General features: G+C 35.3%; 21 protein-coding genes and 1 pseudogene. 13 read left to right on the plus strand and 9 right to left on the minus strand.

The genetic code is table 11. From position 1 onward, the window contains the following. Positions 1-34 precede the first annotated feature (34 nt). Together G7Y57_RS11595 and G7Y57_RS11600 are read right to left on the minus strand one after the other, a co-directional pair. Positions 35-1,228 carry a FecR family protein gene (locus G7Y57_RS11595; RefSeq protein WP_165024147.1) on the minus strand — a complete coding sequence of 398 codons (1,194 nt, stop codon included), beginning with the start codon at positions 1,226-1,228 and terminating at the stop codon, positions 35-37. Positions 1,229-1,270: 42 nt separating this feature from the next. Continuing rightward, positions 1,271-1,861 (minus strand): RNA polymerase sigma factor, encoded by a 591-nt coding sequence (locus G7Y57_RS11600; RefSeq protein ID WP_165024150.1) that lies wholly within the window; start codon positions 1,859-1,861, stop codon positions 1,271-1,273. A 280-nt stretch (positions 1,862-2,141) separates the two neighbouring features. Here G7Y57_RS11600 and G7Y57_RS11605 point away from each other — a divergent pair, with 280 nt between their 5' ends. From G7Y57_RS11605 to G7Y57_RS11645, 9 genes are all read left to right on the plus strand, one after another. After that, positions 2,142-3,152: a L,D-transpeptidase gene (locus tag G7Y57_RS11605; protein ID WP_165024152.1), complete on the plus strand. Its 1,011-nt coding sequence runs from the start codon at positions 2,142-2,144 to the stop codon at positions 3,150-3,152. Between the two features lie 224 nt (positions 3,153-3,376). After that, on the plus strand, positions 3,377-3,781 hold the full coding sequence (locus tag G7Y57_RS11610) for a hypothetical protein (protein ID WP_165024154.1): 405 nt from the start codon (positions 3,377-3,379) through the stop codon (positions 3,779-3,781). Between the two features lie 11 nt (positions 3,782-3,792). Continuing rightward, on the plus strand, positions 3,793-4,773 hold the full coding sequence (locus G7Y57_RS11615; RefSeq protein WP_165024156.1) for an alpha/beta hydrolase: 981 nt from the start codon (positions 3,793-3,795) through the stop codon (positions 4,771-4,773). A 12-nt stretch (positions 4,774-4,785) separates the two neighbouring features. Further along, the gene (locus tag G7Y57_RS11620; protein WP_165024159.1) at positions 4,786-4,998 is read left to right on the plus strand and encodes a hypothetical protein; all 213 of its coding nucleotides are present in this window, start codon (positions 4,786-4,788) and stop codon (positions 4,996-4,998) included. 254 nt (positions 4,999-5,252) lie between these two features. Then, positions 5,253-6,338 (plus strand): efflux RND transporter periplasmic adaptor subunit, encoded by a 1,086-nt coding sequence (locus tag G7Y57_RS11625; protein ID WP_165024161.1) that lies wholly within the window; start codon positions 5,253-5,255, stop codon positions 6,336-6,338. Positions 6,339-6,340: 2 nt separating this feature from the next. Further along, positions 6,341-9,388, plus strand: a complete 3,048-nt coding sequence (locus G7Y57_RS11630) for an efflux RND transporter permease subunit (RefSeq protein WP_165024164.1) — start codon at positions 6,341-6,343, stop codon at positions 9,386-9,388. A 27-nt stretch (positions 9,389-9,415) separates the two neighbouring features. After that, positions 9,416-10,732, plus strand: coding sequence for a TolC family protein (locus G7Y57_RS11635; protein ID WP_165024166.1), 1,317 nt, complete (start codon positions 9,416-9,418; stop codon positions 10,730-10,732). Next, positions 10,733-11,542, plus strand: a complete 810-nt coding sequence (locus G7Y57_RS11640; RefSeq protein WP_221412127.1) for a helix-turn-helix domain-containing protein — start codon at positions 10,733-10,735, stop codon at positions 11,540-11,542. 61 nt (positions 11,543-11,603) lie between these two features. Beyond that, positions 11,604-12,458 (plus strand): carboxymuconolactone decarboxylase family protein, encoded by an 855-nt coding sequence (locus G7Y57_RS11645; protein ID WP_221412128.1) that lies wholly within the window; start codon positions 11,604-11,606, stop codon positions 12,456-12,458. Positions 12,459-12,493: 35 nt separating this feature from the next. Here the strand turns inward: G7Y57_RS11645 and G7Y57_RS11650 are convergent, their stop codons facing one another. Next, entirely contained in the window at positions 12,494-13,501 is a 1,008-nt protein-coding gene (locus G7Y57_RS11650; RefSeq protein WP_165024169.1) for a helix-turn-helix transcriptional regulator, read from the minus strand. Positions 13,502-13,618: 117 nt separating this feature from the next. On the opposite strand from G7Y57_RS11650, the gene G7Y57_RS11655 reads away from it, so the two are divergent. After that, positions 13,619-14,047 carry a hypothetical protein gene (locus tag G7Y57_RS11655; protein WP_165024171.1) on the plus strand — a complete coding sequence of 143 codons (429 nt, stop codon included), beginning with the start codon at positions 13,619-13,621 and terminating at the stop codon, positions 14,045-14,047. Positions 14,048-14,126: 79 nt separating this feature from the next. Here the strand turns inward: G7Y57_RS11655 and G7Y57_RS11660 are convergent, their stop codons facing one another. Together G7Y57_RS11660 and G7Y57_RS11665 are read right to left on the minus strand one after the other, a co-directional pair. After that, on the minus strand, positions 14,127-15,200 hold the full coding sequence (locus tag G7Y57_RS11660) for an NAD(P)H-dependent flavin oxidoreductase (protein ID WP_165024174.1): 1,074 nt from the start codon (positions 15,198-15,200) through the stop codon (positions 14,127-14,129). Between the two features lie 111 nt (positions 15,201-15,311). Continuing rightward, positions 15,312-15,557: an RNA recognition motif domain-containing protein gene (locus G7Y57_RS11665; RefSeq protein ID WP_165024176.1), complete on the minus strand. Its 246-nt coding sequence runs from the start codon at positions 15,555-15,557 to the stop codon at positions 15,312-15,314. Between the two features lie 385 nt (positions 15,558-15,942). Here G7Y57_RS11665 and G7Y57_RS11670 point away from each other — a divergent pair, with 385 nt between their 5' ends. Beyond that, positions 15,943-16,116, plus strand: a complete 174-nt coding sequence (locus G7Y57_RS11670; RefSeq protein WP_165024179.1) for a hypothetical protein — start codon at positions 15,943-15,945, stop codon at positions 16,114-16,116. A 1-nt stretch (position 16,117) separates the two neighbouring features. After that, positions 16,118-16,591 carry a glutathione peroxidase gene (locus G7Y57_RS11675; RefSeq protein ID WP_165024181.1) on the plus strand — a complete coding sequence of 158 codons (474 nt, stop codon included), beginning with the start codon at positions 16,118-16,120 and terminating at the stop codon, positions 16,589-16,591. Between the two features lie 230 nt (positions 16,592-16,821). Here the strand turns inward: G7Y57_RS11675 and G7Y57_RS11680 are convergent, their stop codons facing one another. Continuing rightward, positions 16,822-17,853, minus strand: a complete 1,032-nt coding sequence (locus G7Y57_RS11680; RefSeq protein WP_165024184.1) for a TQO small subunit DoxD — start codon at positions 17,851-17,853, stop codon at positions 16,822-16,824. A 701-nt stretch (positions 17,854-18,554) separates the two neighbouring features. On the opposite strand from G7Y57_RS11680, the gene G7Y57_RS11685 reads away from it, so the two are divergent. Then, positions 18,555-19,328, plus strand: a complete 774-nt coding sequence (locus G7Y57_RS11685; protein WP_165024186.1) for a helix-turn-helix transcriptional regulator — start codon at positions 18,555-18,557, stop codon at positions 19,326-19,328. A 4-nt stretch (positions 19,329-19,332) separates the two neighbouring features. On the opposite strand, the gene G7Y57_RS18005 is transcribed toward G7Y57_RS11685, so the two are convergent. The 3 genes and pseudogenes from G7Y57_RS18005 to G7Y57_RS11695 form a co-directional block, all read right to left on the minus strand. After that, positions 19,333-19,782, minus strand: a complete 450-nt coding sequence (locus tag G7Y57_RS18005) for a thiamine pyrophosphate-dependent enzyme (protein ID WP_317167535.1) — start codon at positions 19,780-19,782, stop codon at positions 19,333-19,335. Between the two features lie 51 nt (positions 19,783-19,833). Next, positions 19,834-20,394 (minus strand): annotated as a pseudogene (locus G7Y57_RS18010) (thiamine pyrophosphate-binding protein); the annotation flags it as partial. Between the two features lie 87 nt (positions 20,395-20,481). Beyond that, positions 20,482-23,079 (minus strand): hypothetical protein, encoded by a 2,598-nt coding sequence (locus G7Y57_RS11695; RefSeq protein WP_165024191.1) that lies wholly within the window; start codon positions 23,077-23,079, stop codon positions 20,482-20,484. Positions 23,080-23,133: the final 54 nt, after the last annotated feature.

Here is a 23,133-nt window from a genome sequence, read left to right on the forward strand (position 1 = left end):
GTGTTCTTCATAGGCAGTGTATTTATTTTAGGTTTTACATAGAGGTTTTTATTAGATTATAACTTTCATTATTATACTCTACTTTTATTGGTAAGGTAAAGGCCAGCCCGTTTAAGACATCGGCCAAATTATCTTTCATATCTAATTTTCCCGAACATTTTAGATTTGCAATTTCACTCTCATAGTTAATTTCCACACCATAATATCTCGAAAGACGTGCTATAATTACTTCTAGTTTTTCACCATCAAAATAATAAAGACCCTTTATCCAAGAAGTATGCCTCTGAACATCTACGGTTTCCACATGTTCTTTTCCATTACTATACTCATACATTTGTGTCGGGGATAGAAATGTATCTTTAGCATTATTTCTAGCTAATATTTTGACTGACCCACTTGCTAGTACAACTTGCTTATTTTTGTCTGATTCGTAAGCCATAACATTAAATTTAGTTCCTAGAACCTGTACATCAATATTGCTTGTTCTCACTATAAACGGACGTTTAGAATCCGGATGAACCTCTATGAATATTTCTCCATCTACATAAATCTCTCTCTTTTCTCCTGCAAACTCAATCGGATAAACAACTCGTGTACCCGAGTTTACATACATTTTTGTTCCGTCGGCCAATGTTAGCTTTGATCTTCTACCTCTAGGGACTAAAAGCTGATTAAATGCAGCTGATTCATTTTTAGAAATTCCTTTTTCTGAAACTTTTATTTCAGTGGAGTCGTAAGCTATATCAGATTCTTCGGTTAGCTGAATTGTCTTTTCCTTAGATAATATTAGTTGGATTTCCGTTTGAATATTTTCCACACGATTTTCCGCTGCATAATTCAGTATATCGCTTGATTCAGTATAAGATTTATCGGTTATATATGGCAAGCTAAATACAACTATAGCAATACATGCAGCTATGCCGACAACGAAGGCAAGTTGTCTTCGTTTGTTTCTTTTCTTATTAATCATTTGGTTAGAAGTAACTATCCTATCCCATAGTTCGAGTTCCTCGGTATCCGACATGGAATCTTCTAACTCCATTGAGCAAAGAAATTCTTTAGCTAAATTATACTCCACTACATTTACTTGACAAGTTTCTTCAAGTTTACACCAAAACTCTAAAGACTCTTCTGTCGGATTTTTTATAGAGGATATAAAAAAATCATCCTGTAAAAAATCATCGAATGTATATTGGGTATAATCTCTATTTAAATGTTCTTCTGGCATATTTTGCATATCGTTCTATATATAAGGAAACAATCATTATTGCTATTTATACTCACTTTTTTCAACAATTATCAAAGAATCTTTTATTTTTTTTAAAGATCTCTGAAGAAGATTTTGTACCGATTGATAATTCATATCCATTAGGATGCATATTTCATCTATACTCATTGACTCTATAAAACGGTAATGAACAGCCTCTTTCTGACGGGAAGTCAAAGTAGAAAGCAGATGAGTTACTTTATATTTAAGGTGGTTTTCAGTTTCTTTATTTATCAATTGTTCTTCGATAGTATCTTCAGTTTCTATAAGAAAATCTTCAGTTTCCAGATCATCAATAGAATCAGTATATTTTTTTTGCAGTTTAAAAGCATTCAAGAGGCTATTTTTCAATGCCACAAACAAGTACAGTTTAATATTATTTGTAGAACTTAGATTGTTTCTATTGTGGTATATTCTCACAAATACATCATGAATACAATCTTTTATCAATTCTCTGTCGGCAGTAAATTGTAAGCCCTGAATAAATAATTTTTTAGAGTATTTTTTATAAATATAGCTGTATGCATCATCATCTCCCTTAAGGAAACTATCCCACAATGAAGAATCATTCTCAAAAGTATTTTTTGTTAACATTTGTCCACAATGTGTTTTTAAGCATTAAATAAAAGGTTATTACATATTCTAGATAAATAGTACTTATTCAATACATTATCAATATTTTACACAGGTTGAATAAGACGGGTGCAAATTACATAAATATAATGGAATTTTATATAGGATAAAATAGAAAAGAATTACAAACCAAATGATGAAGGCTGTTGCTATCAATATCTATTCAATTTAACATTTAATCCGCTTTTTAGGGAACAATAACATAACTTTTTCGTTTAAGATATAAATACATTAACATCAAATGAGAAATAAAATAATCCCTGTTCTTCTATTTATTAGCATATTCTTTTTTAGTCACTGTTCTCAGAATAAAGAAAAAGACCCTGTAAGTAATAGTACTACTACAGACTCGTTGGCAGCGGAAGACTCAAAGCCAATCTCTATTAACCCGGAAGACATAAAAATAGAAAAAGCTTTTCTGTATGATCAGTATACACTAGAAGACAGTTATCCTTATAAAGATACAACACGTATGTTTCAATGGGATAAGATACGCAAACGTTTGGCTTTACTTGATTCTATACAACAAACTCCAGCTACATGGGCTATTCTGGAAAATTACAAGAATAAAAACGGCGAAGCACCTCTTGTGAAAACTTATAAACGAGACGAATATAAACGTATATCCGATACACTGGGGGTAGAACGATATCAAGGTATACCACTATACTTGCCAAATGACTCAATTACTCCACTCCGCTATGGCAGGGATGGGGCGCTTGTAAAGATTATTAAAGACAGTTCTAATTTCACCAAAATAGCAACTGTAGATTTTACAGGAGAATGGCTTGTGCCACAAAAATATATTAAGGTTATCAGAGATACAGTCACATTCAAAAAAGCTATTATTGTCGATCGCACTAATCAAAATATTATGACCCTTGACAAAGAAGATTCAAAATGGGTCGTAAGAAGTATGAACCCTGCAACCACAGGGCTGCATAATCCTCCTTATGCCCAAGAGACACCTCTTGGTATGTTTGTCGTACAAGAAAAGAAGGTAAAGATGGTTTATCTGGCAGATGGATCGAAGGAAACAGGAGGGTATGCACCCTATGCCAGTCGCTTTACCAATGGTGGCTACCTGCATGGTGTTCCCGTAAATGTGCCACATACCAAACAGATAGAATTTAGTTCGTCGCTGGGAACAACTCCCCGTTCGCACATGTGTGTTCGAAATGCCACATCTCATGCCAAGTTTATGTACGATTGGGTGGAGTTAGAATCAACAATAGTATTCGTAATTGACTAAACAAAACAAAATCCTAATATTTTAAAATAGAAAAAGCTTTTCCATAAAAATTGTTAGATAATACTGTATATTTCTTAAAAACAGGAACTATATACAACTCCGGTGCGTTTTATAACTAAGCGACTATATTTAGTACATTCTATTGTATTTTAAATTGTAGTCTTTGCGGGAAATGCCAACCAACCACATTAAACAAGATTGTTGGCTCAATTAAATTTAGATTTATGAAAAAGTTACTATTTTTAAGCATATCAATTTTGACAATGCTCGCTTTCGCTTCATGTAGCAGCGATGATGATGAAGCTCCTGCATTAGGAGCAAATGTACAAGTTACAGTAAAGAATTTATTGGGAACTCCTCAAAAAGGTACAACAGTTTATATGTATAAAGATAAAGCTATTGACGATAATACAGAAAGTGCCAATGCTGATAGACAGGTTGTAACTGATGAAAACGGCGTAGCGACATTCAAACTTAATTTTACCGAATTAAATATTCTTGAATCTCAGACATCACTCTATTTTGCTGTATTTTATACTATTGGTGACACAGAAGGCGTTAAAGGTACTGCCGCTGTAACAGTAAAAAGGAATGATGCGAAACAAGTAGAGCTTCAAATTCCAATTTAAAATATAATATCATGGGAGAGAATGTTCAAAAAGCACCCGATTACTTGAAAGATCCGCACCTAAGTCCGGCAGTCAAAGAGTACTTGAAAGTGCTAAACTCGGGAGGTCCGGTTGAAGCATTATCAAAAGAAGACGCCCGTAATGTATTGGTTACAGTACAAAAAGGGGTGAAAGTCGACTTATCGGGAATTGAGGAATCAGAAAAGATAATTAATGATAAAGATTATCCTGTTAAGTTGAATATCGTCCGACCAAAAGGTATAAAAGAGAAACTACCTGTTTTTATTTTTATACATGGAGGTGGATGGATACTGGGCGACTATGATACGCACAAACGTATGGTTCGCGATTTAGTCGTTGAATCGGGTTATGCAGCTGTATTTGTTAATTATACACCTTCTCCCGAAGCAAAATATCCGCAAGCTATCAATGAGATATATGCAGCTACAAAGTGGGTTGCAGAACATGGTAGCGAAATTAATGTGGATGGAAAGAATTTGGCTTTGGTAGGCAATAGTGTAGGTGGAAATATGGCAATAGCAACCAGTTTGTTGGCTAAAAAGAACAAAGGGCCGCATATTAAGCTCCAGATTCTATTGTGGCCAGTCGCAGATTCGTCCTTCAATACGGATTCTTATAAAATTTATGCAGAACAAAGATTCCTCTCTACTTCGTTAATGAAATGGATGTTCGATCAGTATACCACAGATCCGAAACAACGTAAAGAAATTTATGTTGCACCCTTGCAAGCGTCCCTCAATGAGTTAAAAGGTCTGCCTCCTACCCTTATTCAGGTAGCAGAAAATGACATTTTGAGAGACGAAGGAGAAGCTCTTGGACGCAAACTGGACGAAGCCGGAGTAGAAGTAACAACTATACGCTACAATGGTGTAATCCATGATTTTGGCTTATTGAATGGTTTTGCGACTCTTCCTACCACGCGATCCTTATTCACCTATTCATCTGCAATATTGAAACAGTATTTACAATAAAATTATATTATTATGAAAAGAGTATTATTAGGTTTAGCAGTTGGTGCGGTAGTTGGATATGCAATCAGAAAACTACAAGATGATGGACAATTTGACTGCATCTGCGACTGCACTGACAAATTCCTCAGTAAATCGAAGAGAAATCTGAAAAATGTAGCAGACGTTGCAAAAAATGAAGCAGAATATTTGAAAGATCGTGTAGAAGACATGGTTGGAAAAAAATGATGCAAATGAAATTAGATTGATTGACAAAGGAGGATATATTATCCTCCTTTGTTATTACATATCATGTATGAAGCAATAAATCTACATATATTTCTACGGCCGAAAATCTTTTCATATTTTAGAAAGCTCAATATAATATTATTAACTTTAAATATTATTTATTTTTCAGATTAAACCTTTTACAATTTATTATGTCTAACCACTTACGTTAGTTATACAGTTATCTATAATATACACATCCATGAATTGCATCTATGAATAAAAAGGCGAAAATAGTACTGATAATAGTTATTGTACTGATAATTGCCGGAATGGCTTTTTATCCGAATATAAAAAACATGCTTCCAATTAAAGATGGAAAACTAGAAATACCAATAAGCAATGGAAACCGAGAACAACGGTCGCTGAATGTAAATGCACAGGTATTAAAATACGAAAATCTGGATGACATTTTCAGAACAAAAGGGATACTGATGCCTGACGAAGAAGTCGATTTATCTTTTGAAACTTCCGGTAAGATCACGAATATCTATTTCAAAGAAGGAACCATTGTTAATAAAGGAGATCTGCTGGCTAAAGTAAACGATCAACTTCTACAAGCCGAATTGAAAAAGCTGGAAGCACAGAAACCATTGGCTGAGGATCGTGTTTTTCGTCAAAAATCCCTATTGGAAAAAGACGCTGTAAGTCAGGAAGCCTATGAATCGGTAAATACTGAATTAGGAAAACTGAATGCCGATATAGAACTGGTTCGATCGAAAATAGCTCAGACTGAATTAAGAGCACCTTTTAGTGGAATTATTGGTCTACGCTTCATTAGCGAAGGTACTTATGTATCTCCCACTACAATAATCTCGAAGCTAACAAAAGTTTCTCCTCTCAAAATTGAATTTTCGGTGAATGAAAGACAAGCTAATGAAATAAAACCGGGAACAGTTCTCACATTTTCTTTAGATAATGATTTAAACAAATATCAGGCAAATGTATACGCTATCGAGTCTAACTTAGACAGGCAAACACTTACGCTTAAAGCCCGTGCAATCTATCAAAACCCGGGAGGAAGACTTAAACCCGGTCATTCGGCTAATATTGAAATCAAACTTCAACAGATCAGAAATACGCTTGTTGTGCCAAGTCTCGCTACAATAGCCGAAATGGGGCGTGATATTGCTTATATATACAAGGATGGTGTAGCACGACAAGTAACTGTAAAGAAAGGTATGAGAACAGCTTCGTCTGTACAAATACTGGACGGATTAAGTCTTGGAGATACATTATTGATAAGTGGTGTTATGCAATTGCGTGATGGAATACCTGTCACACTCGACAATATAAATTAACTATGACAATCTCCGAATTAAGCATACGACGCCCTGTACTATCCACTGTATTAGTATTGATTATCTTCATATTGGGGATGATTGGCTATACCTATCTGGGAGTACGTGAATATCCTAACATCGACAATCCTATTATTACGGTAAGTGTATCTTATCCGGGGGCTAATGCCGAAATTATCGAAAGCCAGATAACAGAACCTCTTGAACAAAATATCAACGGGATTCCCGGTATACGCTCGCTTGTCAGTAGCAGTAGTCAGGGATCGAGTAATATCACTGTTGAGTTCGAATTAAGTGTTGATCTCGAAACCGCTGCCAATGATGTTCGAGACAAAGTCTCACGGGCACAAAGATACCTCCCTCGCGACTGCGACCCTCCAACAGTATCGAAGGCTGATGCCGATGCCAATCCAATTATACAGATTACAGTTCAAAGCGAAAAACGCTCATTGCTCGAGTTAAGTGAGATTGCCGAGCTAACAATCAAAGAACGTCTTCAAACGATTCCAAATGTTAGTGCTGTTGAATTGTGGGGACAACACCGCTACTCTATGCGTTTGTGGCTAGACCCTGTAAAAATGGCATCTTATGGCATCACACCGATGGATGTAAAAAATGCCATTGACAAAGAAAACGTAGAATTACCATCAGGAAGTATAGAAGGTGACAGGATAGAATTATCGATCCGCACACTTGGTTTGATGGAGACTCCCGAAGAGTTTAACAATCTGGTTATAAAGGAAGACAATTACAATGTCGTGCGCTTTGGGGACATTGGAACAGCCGAGTTAGGTACCGAAAACCCAAGAAACATTATGCGCAAAAATGGTATACCAATGGTTACAACCGTTATTATACCTCAACCGGGTGCCAATCAGATCGAAATATCGGACGAAACAATGATCCGAATCGAGCAAATGAAGAAAGATTTACCCGATGATGTACAATTGGGCATTGCTTTCGATAATACAAAATTTATCAGAACATCGATATATGAAGTGGAAGAAACTATTTATATAGCATTCTTACTCGTTGTACTAATTATATTTGTCTTTCTACGCGATTGGCGTGTTACGTTAGTACCATGCGTCGTTATCCCTATATCATTAATCGGAGCATTCTTCGTAATGTACGTTGCCGGATTCTCCATCAATGTATTGTCGATGCTTGCCGTCGTCTTGGCTGTAGGACTGGTAGTTGATGACGCCATTGTGGTCACGGAGAATATCTATCTGAAAATAGAAGATGGTATGGCTCCTCTGCAAGCGGGTATAGAAGGATCCAAAGAAATATTTTTCGCCGTGGTGTCTACCACAATCACACTCGTAGCTGTATTTTTCCCTATCGTATTCCTCGAAGGAATGACTGGGCGTTTGTTCCGTGAGTTCAGTATCGTAATAGCAGGATCAGTACTCATATCGTCCTTTGTTGCCTTAACCTTTACACCAATGTTAGCAACTAAGCTATTAAAGAGAAACGATAAACCGGGGTGGTTTTACAGAAAAACCGATCCTTTCTTCAAAGGACTTAATTATGGATACAGCAAAGCATTACAATTTTTCTTAAGACATAAAATAGTTGTTTGGCCGATTATATTAATAACCATTATTGCAATCGGTTATCTTGGTAAAAATATTCCCTCTGAAATGGCTCCTTTAGAAGACCGTTCCCAAGTATCGATCAGGGTTAGTGGTCCGGAAGGGGCAACATACGAATTTTACAGAGACTATACCGAGAAAATTGCTCAGGTAGTAGACTCGATCGCACCCGAACGAGAATCTAACATCGTACGGGCCAGAAGTGGTGGCGGTAATATCACAGTTGTTTTACCCAATATCGGAGATCGCGAACGAAGTCAGATGCAAATAGCTGATGCCCTTGCTCCCATCCTTCGTAAAGAAACTGAGGCCAGAGCTTTCGTCCAACAACAATCTACATTCGGCGGACGAAGAAGCAGTATGCCTATCCAATATGTGTTACAAGCCCCTAACATTGCTAAGCTGGAAGAATTTATCCCTCTGTTCATGCAAAAGGTAAATGAAAGCCCGATGTTTCAAATGGCAGATGTAAACCTCAAGTTTACAAAACCCGAGACACGAATTAAGATCGATAGAGATAAAGCCGCTTTACTCGGTGTAAGTACACGTGATATTGGACAGACGCTGCAATACGCCCTCAGTGGTCAGCGTATGGGATACTTTTATATGAATGGTAAACAATACCAGATATTAGGAGAGATAAACCGCCAGCAACGAAATACACCATTAGATTTAAAATCGATATATCTCAAAAATCTGAATGGAGATATGATTCAGCTAGATAACCTTGTCGAACTTGAAGAGAGTGTTGCCCCTCCACAACTTTATAGATACAACCGTTTCAATTCAGCAACCGTATCTTCGGGACTTGCACCGGGTGTAACTATTGGAGCAGGCCTCGACGAGATGGATCGTATAGCTAAAGAAACATTGGACGAAAGTTTCCGTACAGCATTAGCCGGAGACTCTAAAGATTTCCGCGAAAGCTCTTCGAGTCTGATGTTTGCATTCTTATTAGCGATTGTTCTTATATTCCTTATATTAGCTGCCCAATTCGAAAGTTTCAAAGACCCATTTGTAATAATGCTTACCGTACCTTTGGCGATTGCCGGAGCACTCTTATTTATGTATATTTTCGATATAACGATGAATATATTTAGTCAGATCGGTATTATTATGCTTATCGGGCTGGTAGCCAAAAATGGAATTCTGATCGTTGAATTTGCCAACCAACGGCAAGAATCGGGAATGACCAGACTTGAAGCTATTCAAGGAGCATCGGTGCAACGTTTACGACCTATCCTCATGACCAGTTTTGCTACAATACTTGGTTTACTACCACTGGTTCTCGCCAGTGCAGAGGGTTCGAACGGACGTATAGCAATGGGTGTAGCCGTGATTGGTGGTATGCTAGTGTCTACATTCCTCACTGTATTCATTGTTCCTTGTATGTATTTATATATATCGACGGACAGAGATAAAAAACCTAAGAAAACGGAAGAAAACATCTGATGTTTGATAACCCCAAACTACATAATTATGAAAAAGTATTACATCATTATATTATTCTTTACACTACCATACTATATTGCCGCACAAGAAGTCTTCGACCTTAAACGTTGCATAGAAATAGGACTTGATCGCAATTATGAAATAAGAATAACCCGCAATGATGAAGAAATAGCGAATAATAACCTAACCCGGGGTAATGCCGGTTATTTACCTTACCTCAATTTGATCAGCGGTTATTCGGGAACTATAAATGATACCGAACAACGAACTACATCGGGGGAAATAAGTAAAAACAATGGGGTGCATAATCAAGCTCTGAATGCCGGAGTTAATATGGACTGGATGGTTTTTGACGGATTTAATATTCAGGCGAATTATGGTAAGCTGAAAGAACTGCAAAAAACAGGAGAATTGAATACACGTCTCGCTATTGAGAATTTCATTTTAAATATTACAGGAGAATACTACAATTATATTCAACAGAATATAAGACTGAGCAATCTTAGATATGCAGTCAAATTATCGAAAGAGCGGCTTCGGATTGTTGAAGCCCGTTATACTATTGGTGCCGGTTCACGACTTGAAATGCAACAAGCTAAGGTCGATTTCAATGCTGATAGTTCTATGCTGATCAAACAACATGAAGTTATATTTAAATCTCGGGTGCATATCAATCAATTGATGGCAATGGACAATGTAGAACAACCTCTACTTGTTCCTGATTCGATCATTGAGTTCAATCCGCTACTTAATAAAGATGATATTTGGCATAACCTGCAAGCATCAAATGTATTCCTCCAATTATACGAAAGAGATAAAAACATTAGTGTTCTCGATCTCAAATCGATACAAAGCCAATACTATCCTTATCTTAGACTTAATGCCGGTTATGGATATACCCAAAACATGTATGATGTAGGAAACTATAATCGACAGCGAAATCTGGGATTTAATTACGGCTTTACGGTCGGTTTCAATATTTTTGACGGTTTCAATCGTGAACGAAAAAAGAAAAATGCCAAAATTGAAGTTGAGAATAAAATACTGGAATACCAACAGTTAGAATTATCTCTACGAACAGATCTTTCTAATATATGGATGGCGTACCAGAATAATATGGAACTGACAAATCTTGAACAGGAAAATCTTCAGACGGCTCATGACAATTACGGAATTGCCCTTGAACGTTATAAACTCGGAGATTTATCGGGGATAGAATTGCGCGAAGCTCAGAATAGTTTACTAGAGGCCGAAGACCGTCTTGTTGAAGCCCAATATAATACTAAACTCTGCGAAATATCTCTGATTCAAATAAGTGGCAAAATACTAGCATATATCTATTAAGTGTTACAAGAATATTCTATATCCGATCTGTTAGCTGTACCGTCCCAACATATTCCATATTACGCAGGAACTTTTGAGGATACAGAAGATACTGATGTTGAATGGCCACACCGTCATTCGTTTTATTCATTGGTTTGGTTTACCCACGGTTCGGGTTTTTATGTTATAGATTTTCAAGAATATGTTATAAAACCAAACAGAATATTCCTTGTGAATCCGAAGCAAGTACATAATTGGGACTATTCTGAAAATAGTGAGGGATATATCTTAATTGTTGATACTACGCTAGGTACCGAATTAAATATAGATTTTCAATTCCCTTACATAGATTTAGACAATGCTACAAAACTATTTCTTGAGCCCGTTTTTAAAAAGCTTATTTCAGAATATGAAATCCATAACGAGATCAGAATTGATATACAATACCTCTATAAGCAGATTAAGCTCTACGCAAAAGAAAATAATACCATCTCAGTTACAGCAAATCCGATATTTAAAAAATTCAAACTATCTATATTGAATAATCTCAATAAGAATCAGTCGATAGAAGATTATGCGCGAAAACTAGCCATATCAGCAGATGAACTTAATATCCTTTCGAAACAGATTTCAGGAGTATCTGCAAAACAATATTCACTAGATCTTAAGATAACAGAAGCTAAGCGCCTGCTGATATACTCTGATCAAAATATTAATGAGATATCAAATCAAATTGGCATTGAAGATTCATCGTACTTTGCACGAATTTTCAAGAAAAAAACCACTTTATCTCCAACTAACTTTCTAAGAAAGTACCGAAAACACATTTAAAAGTCCTCTAACATTAGTATCGTAAGCATCTACCTTTGTTCAAACAAAAATAAAGATAGATATGAAACAGATATTATTAATTATACTGACACTATTGTCGGTACTAAATTCTTACGGACAAATGGAGAAATCGGAACGTTATGAGCGTGGTTGGAACAAATTGATGGAAATTGACGGAGAAGCAGGTGAAAATGTTGTAAACGGATTGAAAGATATTTCTCCGGAGTTAAGCAAATTCATCATAGAATATTCTTTTGGTGATGTATACAATTTGAACAGATTAGATAATAAATCGAAAGAAATAGCGGTTGTATCTTCTCTTATTGCTCAAGGCGCAATACCTCAATTGAAAGTACATCTGAATGGTGCTTTAAATACAGGCAGTTCGATTATTGAAGTAAAAGAATTAATACTACATCTTACTGGTTACCTTGGGTTCCCCAGAACTATCAATGCAATGAACACATTGAAAGAAGTGCTGCAAGAGCGAAAAAACAATGGGATTCTTGACGAAGAAGGAATAGAAATATTATCAAATAATGAAACAGACAGATATAATTTAGGTTCGAAATATCTGGCGATTCTCGATAAGAATCAAGAACAAGTTATACAAGATGCTTACGGAGACTTCTCCCCCGATCTAGCGAGATTTATTATTGAGTATGGATATGGGGATATATACTCCAGAGAAAGTTTAGACAAAAGATATCGTCAGATAGCAAGCATTTCGGCATTGACAACATTAGGAAATGCACCATCACAACTAAAGTTTCACATGAATGCAGGCCTAAATATCGGATTGACAGCAGAAGAAATTAAAGAGATCATGATACTAATGTCAGTATATGCAGGTTTTCCGGCAGCAATAAACGGAACAAATATATTGAAAGAGATCGTCAACGAGTCTAACAAATAATAAAGACACCTTGTTTCGAAATAGTAAACTCAGTTCTAAGAACTGAGTTTACTCATATATTGGCTTGGTGTACAGCCGAAATGTTTCTTGAAAAACTTATTGAAAGCGCTTTGACTTTCGAAACCCAAAAGAAAAGTAATCTCTGTTAAAGAAATCTTCTCCTTTAGATATTTTCGAGATAATTCTATACGAAGATCATTAAGAATAAGTTGATAGGAAGTCCCTTCTAACTTTAGTTTTCGCTGAATATTACGTTCACTCATATTGAACCGTTCAGCAAGTAATTTCAAATCCAGATTAATTGTTGAGATACTATGTAAAAGATATCTTCGAACAGCTCCCGACAGTACATTATTAAGTTTACTATCTTGTATCTCAGCTATGAAGTTTTCAAAAATCGGCAAGAAATCTCTACTTGCTGTTATTACAGGTAGATCGAGAACAGATTTGTTAAAAATTAAGGCCAATTTATTCTGTCCAAATTCGACAGGACAATTCAGATATTTTTCTAATTTATCCATTTTGCCCTCTTTTTTATAAACAGAATGAGCTGAAACAGGGTATAGGTATCTTCCCGTAAAACTATAGCTATATTGAAGTGAGATACCATATTGCATCTCGTACCATTGTCTGGAAGCAACAGGATATTTATCTACAAATTCTTGACTAATAGATATTTCATAATAGAATAGGTCACCTTCTGTTTTTGTCGTATAGTGAATTATATCATTCTCTGTAGGATCTAATAAATCCAAGTCTTCGAATATATCGCCGACCGTAGCTCTGTTATGATATAAATTGAAAATTGTACCAGTTAAGGTAAACGGAATAATAAAGCCGATTTCCAATCCAATTCGTTGATTATTTTTCTTGGCAACAATCTGTTCCATATATCGACCGAATATATTGGCATCTATTTTAGCAATCGGATTATCCAATATTTTAAGATCTGTTGCAAACTCAGAAAATATTTTAGAAATATCAATTTGGATATCTTCAAATTGTTTCAAGAAAATATTAAATAACCCAGCTGCTATATACATAATAAATATCGCTTGTCGTGTTTGGACAAATTTATGGCTTTATTTTCAATCAATAACTCTAACCTTAGATTTATATTTGCAATCAGTTAGTAATAATTAATTAAAAACTGAAAAATCATGTTCAAAATTGGGAGTACTTTAAATTTCATATTAGCAGCAGGGCATTTAATCGCATTAATATGGTTAATGAAAGTCTTTGAAATATATGGTTTAAGCAAAGAAATAAATGAACTATCTCAGATACATCCTTTATTGCCGTATATACTTACAGTAACAGTTTCAGGAGGATTTTTCGTATTTGGACTATATGGATTGTCTGCCGATGGGAAGATAAGAAAACTACCTTTATTAAAAGTAGCTGTATTTGCGATTGCTGCAATATATATACTCAGAGCAGTAGCGGGTGTCGTGGAAATAATAATTACAGATACGCCCCCTTTACTCGAAAGTATAAACTCATCGGGAGCTTTAATAATAGGGCTACTATATCTGATTGGAGGATTGAAAAAATGGGTGATTAAACAAGTCCCTAGCAAATTGACCTAAAACTTAGCCCCATTTTATTATCTTTTATAGAAAGCAATATTCTTCATTTTCGGATGAAGAATATTGCTTCTTGTTTTTCTTACAACGCTCCTTGCTTCGCCAATGAAAATTCGGCTTGCAAAGTAGCTATAGTTTCTTTTACACTTATTATTTTTTTCGCTAAATGCGCATTTATTCCAGCAAAGGCATATCCTTTTTTCATATTGCCTCTCGCTGCCTGATAAAGAACTTGTATAATACAATAAGGACTTTTGCTATAATCGCAGGTTTTAATACAATGAAACGGACAACTCTTAGGTACTTCCAGCCCTTTTTCTACACTCTTAATGAAATCACCAGTAATAGCTCTACCCGGCATACCGACAGGGCTTTGTATTATCTGCAGATCCCCTTGTTCTGCATCAATAAATATCTTTTTAAATTCGGTGACGGCATCGCATTCTTCGGTAGTAACAAATATTGTTCCCATCTGTACGCCGGCTGCACCCATTTCGATAAAACGATACATGTCGTATCCAGATGATATGCCACCCGCTGCAATAACAGGTATAACCTTCTCATCTTTATATTGAGCTACAACTTCTAAAACTTCAGGTACTAATTGCTCCAGTGAAAACTTTTCATCATCAATCTGTTCTAATTTAAAACCTAAATGCCCTCCGGCTTTTGGACCTTCTACTACAATGGCATCAGGCAGATAGTTAAAATTATTTTTCCATTTGTCGCAAAGTATCTTGGCAGCCCTCGACGATGAAACAATCGGTACCAGCTTTGTTTTACTACCTGGAGTCTGATATGAGGGCAGATCGAATGGAAGGCCTGCTCCTGCAAAAATAACATCCACTCCTTCGGCTATCGATGTTTTTACCATATCCACATAATTGGTTAGAGCAACCATAATGTTGACTCCAATAATCCCATTACTTTTTTCTCTGGCTTTACGTAATTCTTCCTTCAGACCCCAAATACAATTTTCGAGATAATTTCCTTGAGATTTATGATATATCAATCCTAAACCGGCACATGATATAACACCTATTCCACCCTCGTTGGCCACAGCTGAAGCCAGACCCGAGAGAGAGACACCAACTCCCATTCCTCCTTGAATAACAGGCAGTTTTATTTCAATATTTCCTAGATAAAATGATTTCATAATAATGCAAAAAAGCAGATAAGTTCATACAAGAACCCATCTGCATTGTTTAATGTTATGTTTATGGCTTTATTTTCAATAGTGCTTTGCACTTACGGTGGCAAGAGACCATCAATCTCTTGGAATAGCTTCTTTTATAACGATAGGACGTCCTAAATAATCTTTTCCGTTAAGTTCCTGAATAGCCTTAAGACCATCCGCATTATTTTCCATTTCGATAAATCCAAAACCTTTCGATCTGTTAGAATCTCTATCAACAATAAGCTTTGCAGAAATTACTTTACCATACTCTTCCATGATTTTGTGCAAATCAGACTCTTTTACCTCATAGCTGAGGTTTCCAATGTAAATATTCATATAAATACTAAATTAAAATGTAAATGATTTTAAACAAAGGAGTCTAGGATGGTCAATTTCGACGATAAGATGTCTTAATACATAATACCAAGAAAATAGAACTGAAGATAGAGAGCAAAATGAACCCATTTATTTTATCTGTTAAATGTAAGGTTAATATGTTGTATCTCGTTCATCTATCTTCTATTATTTTGCTTTTAAATGAATATCTTATATTTTATATAGTTTGGATGACATCTATTAACATGAACATTCTATAGGGAATAACGGTTTAATATAGGAGCGAATACAAGTCTTATTTTCAAACGTAGCCTATTTATTGTACCTTTACACGCTGAAATTCAATTCAGTTGTAAAAATATCAAGATTAAATAAAGCTAAATATATGATGAAGCCTCGCCTGGGTATGACTGCCCGTACAGGAGACAAATGTCCTAAGAGTGGTGTTTGGAAAGTAGTTGGAACGCTAGAGTCGATAACAATGTCTGTTTCCAGGGGGAATAAAATGCCTCAGCACGCAAACAGAAGTGCAACATGGAAACTTATTATCATGTTCTGATATGAATATTTACGATATAACTGTAAAAGATGCCAAAGATAACGATGTTTCGATGGCAGATTATAAAAGAAAGGTATTACTAATTGTCAATACTGCCACTCAGTGTGGATTTACACCTCAATATAAAGATTTACAGGATTTATATCTCAAATATAAAGATCAGGGATTCGAGGTCCTTGATTTCCCCTGCAATCAATTTGGGAATCAGGCTCCGGAAACAAATGACGAAATAGCGAGTTTCTGTGAGATGAAATACAAAACAACCTTCCGCACATTTGCAAAAGTTGATGTAAATGGCAAGGATGCTGATCCTCTTTTCAAATTACTAAAAAAGAGTAAGGGTGGATTTATATTCGATGCTATAAAATGGAACTTCACCAAATTTCTTGTTTCTCGTGATGGGAAGATACTTAAACGCTACTCTCCTACTACGAATCCATCTAAAATAGAGAAGGATATAGAACCGCTACTTTAAGTTTAAGAAGTAGCCATTTATATAAGAACTAAAATAAGAGAAGCAGAAAGAATTTTCTGCTTCTCTTATTTTTATATTTGAAGTCGTCTTGACTTTTCAAAATGTTTTCTTTTTGTTTGTTTTTGACTCTCTTTGTCATGCTGAACGATAGTGAAGCATCTCCTAACCAAGATCCTTCGTTCCTCAGGATGACAAAATAATACGAAAAACAAAAAGTCAAGACGACTTCTTTAAAAAGTAATTCTTTCACTCCATGTTATGCCACTAATATCAGTCAATACTAATTCATAACGGCCTTTACGGAGATTGACAATACTTTCGTCTTTAATCCTTAACTTGGCCTTACTTCCCAAGGGAATAACCAAACTATGTTTACCCGGCCTAACTTTGGCAACATAACTGTTTTCGATATCTAACAACGGAAATTTAGACAATTCATCTCCATCTTGTTGTAAGACAATTTTTCCATCTTGATCTTTCAATGTAATACCTATTAAGAATGAGCCATATACATCGGCACCTTCTGTTCTGAAAACAGTAAAAACCAGACCTTCATTGTTGAGTGTTGTATCAGATATTTCGACAATCGGTTTTACAGACTTATTATGCAGTAGTCCCCAGACTCCATTATGGAAATATTGATTGGTAAAGAGAGTCATAAACAAAATAACTGCCGATCCCGAGATAACTATCAGGTTCAATCTCTTTTCGCCAATAGGTAATATTCCGGAAGCAACCCAACTAAACCATTTTGTATTTGCAATAGGCTTTTTAGCAAGCCAATAATTATCTATGGAATATTTTCCTCCACCTGTAAATAACAGGGTGAATCCTGTAGCCATACCGAGTATGCCTATCTGCCATTCGTCTAAGCAGGTTGTCCCAAGCCAGCCCGACCCAAGCAATATACCTGTAGCTAGCCCCAGTACCCCCAAGCTCATCAGTCGGGTGAAAAATCCCAGCATTATAAGCAGACCGACAATACCTTCAATAATTGTAAATGCTACCATAGCCCACCATAGCGATTCGGGATTAGATACCAGATACTCTATAATAGGTTTTATTCCCAGTGCATTTGGCAAGAAATGATTAAATTTTTCACCAATATATCCGGCTTCATCTGGATTCAGTTTGTTTTCAAGGATTAATCGTCGCCAGAAAGCCGAAAAATAAGTCCAACCTACAACTAAGCGTAAAGCAAGGGCAAAAGTGCCCGATAAAGAGTATGCTTGCTGCATCTCTTTCGTATTATTTTGTATCATAATTATTTGAATATTGAGTGTTATATTTTCTATATAAAGAATATGGCAAACTAATTATCTCTAATTAATCTGACATTATAAAGTTGCGTATAAGTGCAAATCAAATAATTAATTTCCTGTGATATATGAATAGTGGAACGGATAAAATGTCAACCTCTACAGGTTGATGCGGATATAAGTTTGTAGAAGTAAAATTGCCCCGATAATCTAAATGATTTTTATCTGTAAATAAGAAGTATCTTTCTTCTGCCTGCTTTTTATTTTTTTGAGTTAAATCGTTCTGTTGGAATGTTGATATGCACGATCTGAAATTATTGCTTTTCTCTAAATCGAGCTGTATATTGATCGGAATATTTAATGATCGCTTTATCTCTTGCTTAACCGGGCATGTTAAACAAAGCAAGATGAATAAAGGCAAGAACATCAAATAAATCCGTTTAGAACAATACATATAATCAATTTAAAATAAAAATCTTACTCTACTATTCTTAACACAAGTAAAATAGTTTAGTTCTAATCGTTGGAGCATTATCACTTTTTTTAAGTTTTATTTCGTATTCGTTTTATCAACATGGAATAGCAAGTTTAATCAAAACCGATTATTGCACAATTAGATTTAGAGAAACGAACAAATATAATTAAAATATCATTATTACTTCACCCAAATATTATCTTACTTTTGTGATAAGTACAATGATGATATGAATCAAGAAATAAGAGAAATATTGCAAGAAATCTACACAGGTCATAATCTGAAAGAAACAGATTTAGATTATACCATTGCGAATAAGTATAAAGATGATTTAAACCGATTGTCTGAACTGAATAACTGCTGTTTCTTTATTGTAGACTTACATAAATTCGAATACATATTTACATCTGATAATTTTAAGAATATAGTTGGATATGTACCGACAAAAGATGATTTTAGAAATCCGTCTGACAACCGATTCCTAGATTCCAGAATTCATTCTGATGATTTTCTGAAATATAAAGAAATACAACTAAAGGTCGGAGAATTCATTATGCAACAACCTAAAGACGAGAGGATAAATTATAAACACATCTTCGAACTGAGAGTACAAAATATACAAGGGAACTATGTTCGATTATCTTGGGAACGACAAGCATTAGAAACAGATAAATTAGGTAATCTGTGGTTAATGCTTGGTATTATTAATATTCTATCTGATCAAATTAATACAGACGATTTCAAAAGTTTTTTTATCAATCTTAAAACAGGCGAACGAATCGATTTTATTTCATCAGGTGAAATTACTATTGAATTAACTTCGCGTGAAAAAGAAATTTTGCAATTGATCCAAAAAGGGCTTTTAAGTAAAGAAATTGCCGATCAATTAGCAATCAGCATAAATACAGTTAACATACATCGACAAAATATTCTCCATAAAATGAATGCTGACAATTCGTTTGAAGCTGTAAATCGTGCCAGGATATTAGGTATTTTAAAATAGTATTTTACATCCTTATTTCTAATACAAAAGCTCCTTCTGAATACAACACTTTTTGAATATTCTTCTTCAAATACTTTTGCTCCAAAACAACCTCTCCTTTAATATTATAGGCATCAACTAAGCGGATAAAATCCGGATTATCTTCATGCGGATGATTCAATAAGAATATTTTTATATCAATTCCCGATTGCATAACGACCCCTAATTCCTCAATTGTAGCCTGAAATTGAGCTGCCTCAACAATAAGACAAACAATTTTGTCCGGAGCTGCACACTTTGCTCCTATTGCCGCAGGCAAACCAAATCCGAGTGTGCCAAACTTTTCTGATTTTACAATCTCACAAGATATAAACTCATTCGGGTTAGAAAGATGAGCAGAGTCTAAAACTATGATTAAATCGTCATCTATATCTTGCATAATAATCATTATCCGGTTCTGCATATTTTGGCTCATGTCCGCAGTATCAGTAGGAGTTAATTTTTCACATTTTTCCGAATATTGAGTTGGATTATAACTTCGAATAAAACTGGTTTGTTGTGATATATACATAGCTTTCTCTGATTGAGCATCTTTTGTTATATCTAAAAGCACGGGACCGGGACGACCCGTGGACGCAATATAGAAAGCATGTGCTATTGCCGAAGAAATTTCACCTGCCGAACGAACCTGATATACCCATTTTGTAATGGAATGGGTGATACCTATAATATCAACTTCCTGAAAAGCATCTGTGCCTAATAGATTTGAATTTACCTGTCCTGTTATTACAACAATCGGAATAGCATTCGCCATTGCATCGGCAATACCGGTCACGGTATTAGTGGCACCCGGACCAGAAGTTAATAAAGCAACCCCAACTTTTTTTGATACTTCCGCATATCCTTGTGCTGCATGTACAGCTCCTTGCTCGTGACGTACCAAAATATGATTCATCAATTCTTTGCGACTATACAAACAATCTAATACTTGCATAACGCAACTTCCCGGATAACCGAAGATTGTATTTACATCATGATTCAAAAGGGATTGTAATAATATCTCTGCACCTGTAATCGGATTATTCATCTTTCTATCTTTTATGCAGACAAAAATATCTTCAATAAGAAAGATGTACAATAGCTATATATAACTATTGCAATAGCGATCAACAATCTAGAATCCCATCCCCAATTCGAACATAAAACGGACACTATCGCCCGAACCAAAAATAGAATACTTAGTTGTAATTTTGTTTATTATAGTTAACCATGCGCCTCCACCATAAGATGTGTGCCATTTTTTTGACGACTCGCCCGGATACCAAACACGACCGAAATCTGACCCCACAAAAAGACCGTACTTAAGAGGTGTGAACGGATTTTTTATTTTACCCATATCCACTCTCGCATCGAACAATTGATAATAAGAATACTGCCCTATAAATCGACTATCACGATAACCTCTCAGTTCGGTAGATGCCGATTGATAAAATTCATATTTATTGTTAAATATGGCTTTTGCTTTTATGTTAGTGGCAAGAATCACACGATCTATAAGCTGAAAATTTAACATAATATCAGCCTGTGAATAAGGAAAGTTCCGATTAAGGTCAGCCAAATTCATTTTCCAACCGGCGGTTATAGTCGAACGAAATACAGGGATAAAAGGCGATAGCGCTTTCTCTACATCATAAGTCACGCCAAAATCTGCAAAGTAATTCATATTAAAAATATGATCATCACTTCCGAAGAACTGACTGACAAAGCGGCCTTCTTTCCATTTAACCTTATACATTTCGAAAGAAGTTGAAAAGATAAATGTTTGCTGATTATCAATACCAAGATGATATGAGGGAGTCAGGCTATATCGACCGATATTCACCCTGTTAAAATCGTTCCTTTCGTCCTTGTACCCATTGGTATTATTACCAAATCCGAAGAAATTATTGAAGTTTTCGGGTGAACCGATAAAGGCATCGATATGCATACTCTTATTTTCATCGTATGTAGGAAAAATTCCTCTGTAAAGAAATCCTTGTAGGTAATTGTATCCCAAACGATGCTGATAAGAAAACGGGGCACGCTTAAAACCATATTGTGTGTAAGTAACAAAACTACCTAGGCTTAGCCCCCAGTCAGAATCATAAAAACCCCAAGGACTAAATGAAATGTCTCTGTACCGACTCTTATTATAATCGTAATCATGAGTATTATCATTATCCGAAAGAATAATCCGAGCATTATCGACAGAATCTAAAGCATTTTTCTGCGAATGATACCCATATATCCGTACCTTGCTTTTTTGCTCTATATTATAAGTATTATCATCTTTTCCCCCTATGAGGAATACAGGCATTTTGTTTTTGCCTTTCACCTCAAATTTATCATTTCCATCCAATCCATATATCCAGATTTCTTTTGTATTTTTTTTTGCATATCTACGATCAAATAATGGTGTATTATTTTGTGGACTATACATTCTTATTTGAAGGCTATCTGAGCTATATTTATCGATAATAATACTATCGCTTTGGGTTGTTCCAACTAAAACCGGATTTTCCTGCAATGCCTTATAATATTCTCTGGCAATAGTATTTAGTGAGTCTCGCCTTTTTTTCAGTTTCTCTTTCAGATTGAGAGTTTCAGGAGCAGCTTGGATCTCTTTTGGCAACTTGTTGAAAGCGTTATCAATCAATTCATCTGTCAATTCACGCTTCACATAATCTGCTTGCTCTAGCCACAGAGACTCGTCACTCTGAGCACTCAAAGCTACATCAAATGTAAACCCAAGGGAATTTTCTTTTTTGACATTTTTCAATTCCCCCTTATATTCAGAAATGAAACCTAGCCCAAGTACACTCAGCATTTGTTTGAATAACAATCCATCTACTCGCGTAAAAGCATGGCTTCTGTCTATAACAATGGGCTGGTATATTACACTATCGCCTTCATTACGGGATACCCAGTTCCAATTCTCGGGTATTTTATTCCAGTCGCCTATCAATATATCAAACAAACGCTCTCTTATATAGAGTTGCTGATCGACCATCTGCAATTTATCTGTTTGAAGCATTTTGAATAGCTCCTCTGTGACGAAGGTGCTCTTTTGAGAATTCAACTCAGGCATTTCTACTATACTCACCAACTTATCTTGAATATTGCCACCATCGGCAATAGTATCTGATGTCGCATTTTTAGGGATGTAATAAAGATGGGGATTATTTGTATTTAGACCGACCTTTTTAGCTAAATAGTCGGATGTAATAAATGTATATGGATTGATGATTGTATACGCATCACCTATAAATTCGTCCAGATAAGTATCTTCGAAATCCCTTTTGTTATACATTTCCTGAAAAAAATCAGATTTTAAAAAGCTTGTAGATCCTCCTAAAGGTTTCAGTAAATAAGAATATTCATTTTTGTCTTTTATATATACCCCACCAAAGTCATTCGCTTGCCCTGTTACTGTAACTTCACTAAAAAGATATTTTAATGATATAGAATTTACAGTAATAGGAGTCGAATATAATTCTCTATAATGTTTACCCCATAGACGGTCATATAACTTACTCCTTTTCTTTAGTTTTTGGAAATAGATAGATTTTTGTATTACATTATCCGAATATAAAGGTATAGTATCGGTATAGGCTGTATCTTTTGCCAAAGGAAATGCCGCAGCCTTCAGTATATCTACAGGAAATACAGGAAATAGGATAAGTAGAAAAAATAGTATTATATATTTAGAAGAAAACTTGTTTTTATCTTTCATTCAGGAAAAGGTTTAAATATAAACAACTCCAGATAAGGGATTGTTCTGTATAGA

This window comes from Dysgonomonas sp. ZJ279, from assembly GCF_011039205.1.
Lineage (GTDB): Bacteria > Bacteroidota > Bacteroidia > Bacteroidales > Dysgonomonadaceae > Dysgonomonas.

Bases quoted from the DNA above. Each gene is read 5' to 3' on its own strand.
- G7Y57_RS11595 (WP_165024147.1), bottom strand. From the start codon at position 1,228: ATGCCAGAAGAACATTTAAATAGAGATTATACCCAATATACATTCGAT.
- G7Y57_RS11600 (WP_165024150.1), bottom strand. From the start codon at position 1,861: ATGTTAACAAAAAATACTTTTGAGAATGATTCTTCATTGTGGGATAGT.
- G7Y57_RS11605 (WP_165024152.1), top strand. From the start codon at position 2,142: ATGAGAAATAAAATAATCCCTGTTCTTCTATTTATTAGCATATTCTTT.
- G7Y57_RS11610 (WP_165024154.1), top strand. From the start codon at position 3,377: ATGAAAAAGTTACTATTTTTAAGCATATCAATTTTGACAATGCTCGCT.
- G7Y57_RS11615 (WP_165024156.1), top strand. From the start codon at position 3,793: ATGGGAGAGAATGTTCAAAAAGCACCCGATTACTTGAAAGATCCGCAC.
- G7Y57_RS11620 (WP_165024159.1), top strand. From the start codon at position 4,786: ATGAAAAGAGTATTATTAGGTTTAGCAGTTGGTGCGGTAGTTGGATAT.
- G7Y57_RS11625 (WP_165024161.1), top strand. From the start codon at position 5,253: ATGAATAAAAAGGCGAAAATAGTACTGATAATAGTTATTGTACTGATA.
- G7Y57_RS11630 (WP_165024164.1), top strand. From the start codon at position 6,341: ATGACAATCTCCGAATTAAGCATACGACGCCCTGTACTATCCACTGTA.
- G7Y57_RS11635 (WP_165024166.1), top strand. From the start codon at position 9,416: ATGAAAAAGTATTACATCATTATATTATTCTTTACACTACCATACTAT.
- G7Y57_RS11645 (WP_221412128.1), top strand. From the start codon at position 11,604: ATGAAACAGATATTATTAATTATACTGACACTATTGTCGGTACTAAAT.
- G7Y57_RS11650 (WP_165024169.1), bottom strand. From the start codon at position 13,501: ATGTATATAGCAGCTGGGTTATTTAATATTTTCTTGAAACAATTTGAA.
- G7Y57_RS11655 (WP_165024171.1), top strand. From the start codon at position 13,619: ATGTTCAAAATTGGGAGTACTTTAAATTTCATATTAGCAGCAGGGCAT.
- G7Y57_RS11660 (WP_165024174.1), bottom strand. From the start codon at position 15,200: ATGAAATCATTTTATCTAGGAAATATTGAAATAAAACTGCCTGTTATT.
- G7Y57_RS11665 (WP_165024176.1), bottom strand. From the start codon at position 15,557: ATGAATATTTACATTGGAAACCTCAGCTATGAGGTAAAAGAGTCTGAT.
- G7Y57_RS11670 (WP_165024179.1), top strand. From the start codon at position 15,943: ATGATGAAGCCTCGCCTGGGTATGACTGCCCGTACAGGAGACAAATGT.
- G7Y57_RS11675 (WP_165024181.1), top strand. From the start codon at position 16,118: ATGAATATTTACGATATAACTGTAAAAGATGCCAAAGATAACGATGTT.
- G7Y57_RS11680 (WP_165024184.1), bottom strand. From the start codon at position 17,853: ATGATACAAAATAATACGAAAGAGATGCAGCAAGCATACTCTTTATCG.
- G7Y57_RS11685 (WP_165024186.1), top strand. From the start codon at position 18,555: ATGAATCAAGAAATAAGAGAAATATTGCAAGAAATCTACACAGGTCAT.
- G7Y57_RS18005 (WP_317167535.1), bottom strand. From the start codon at position 19,782: ATGAGCCAAAATATGCAGAACCGGATAATGATTATTATGCAAGATATA.
- G7Y57_RS11695 (WP_165024191.1), bottom strand. From the start codon at position 23,079: ATGAAAGATAAAAACAAGTTTTCTTCTAAATATATAATACTATTTTTT.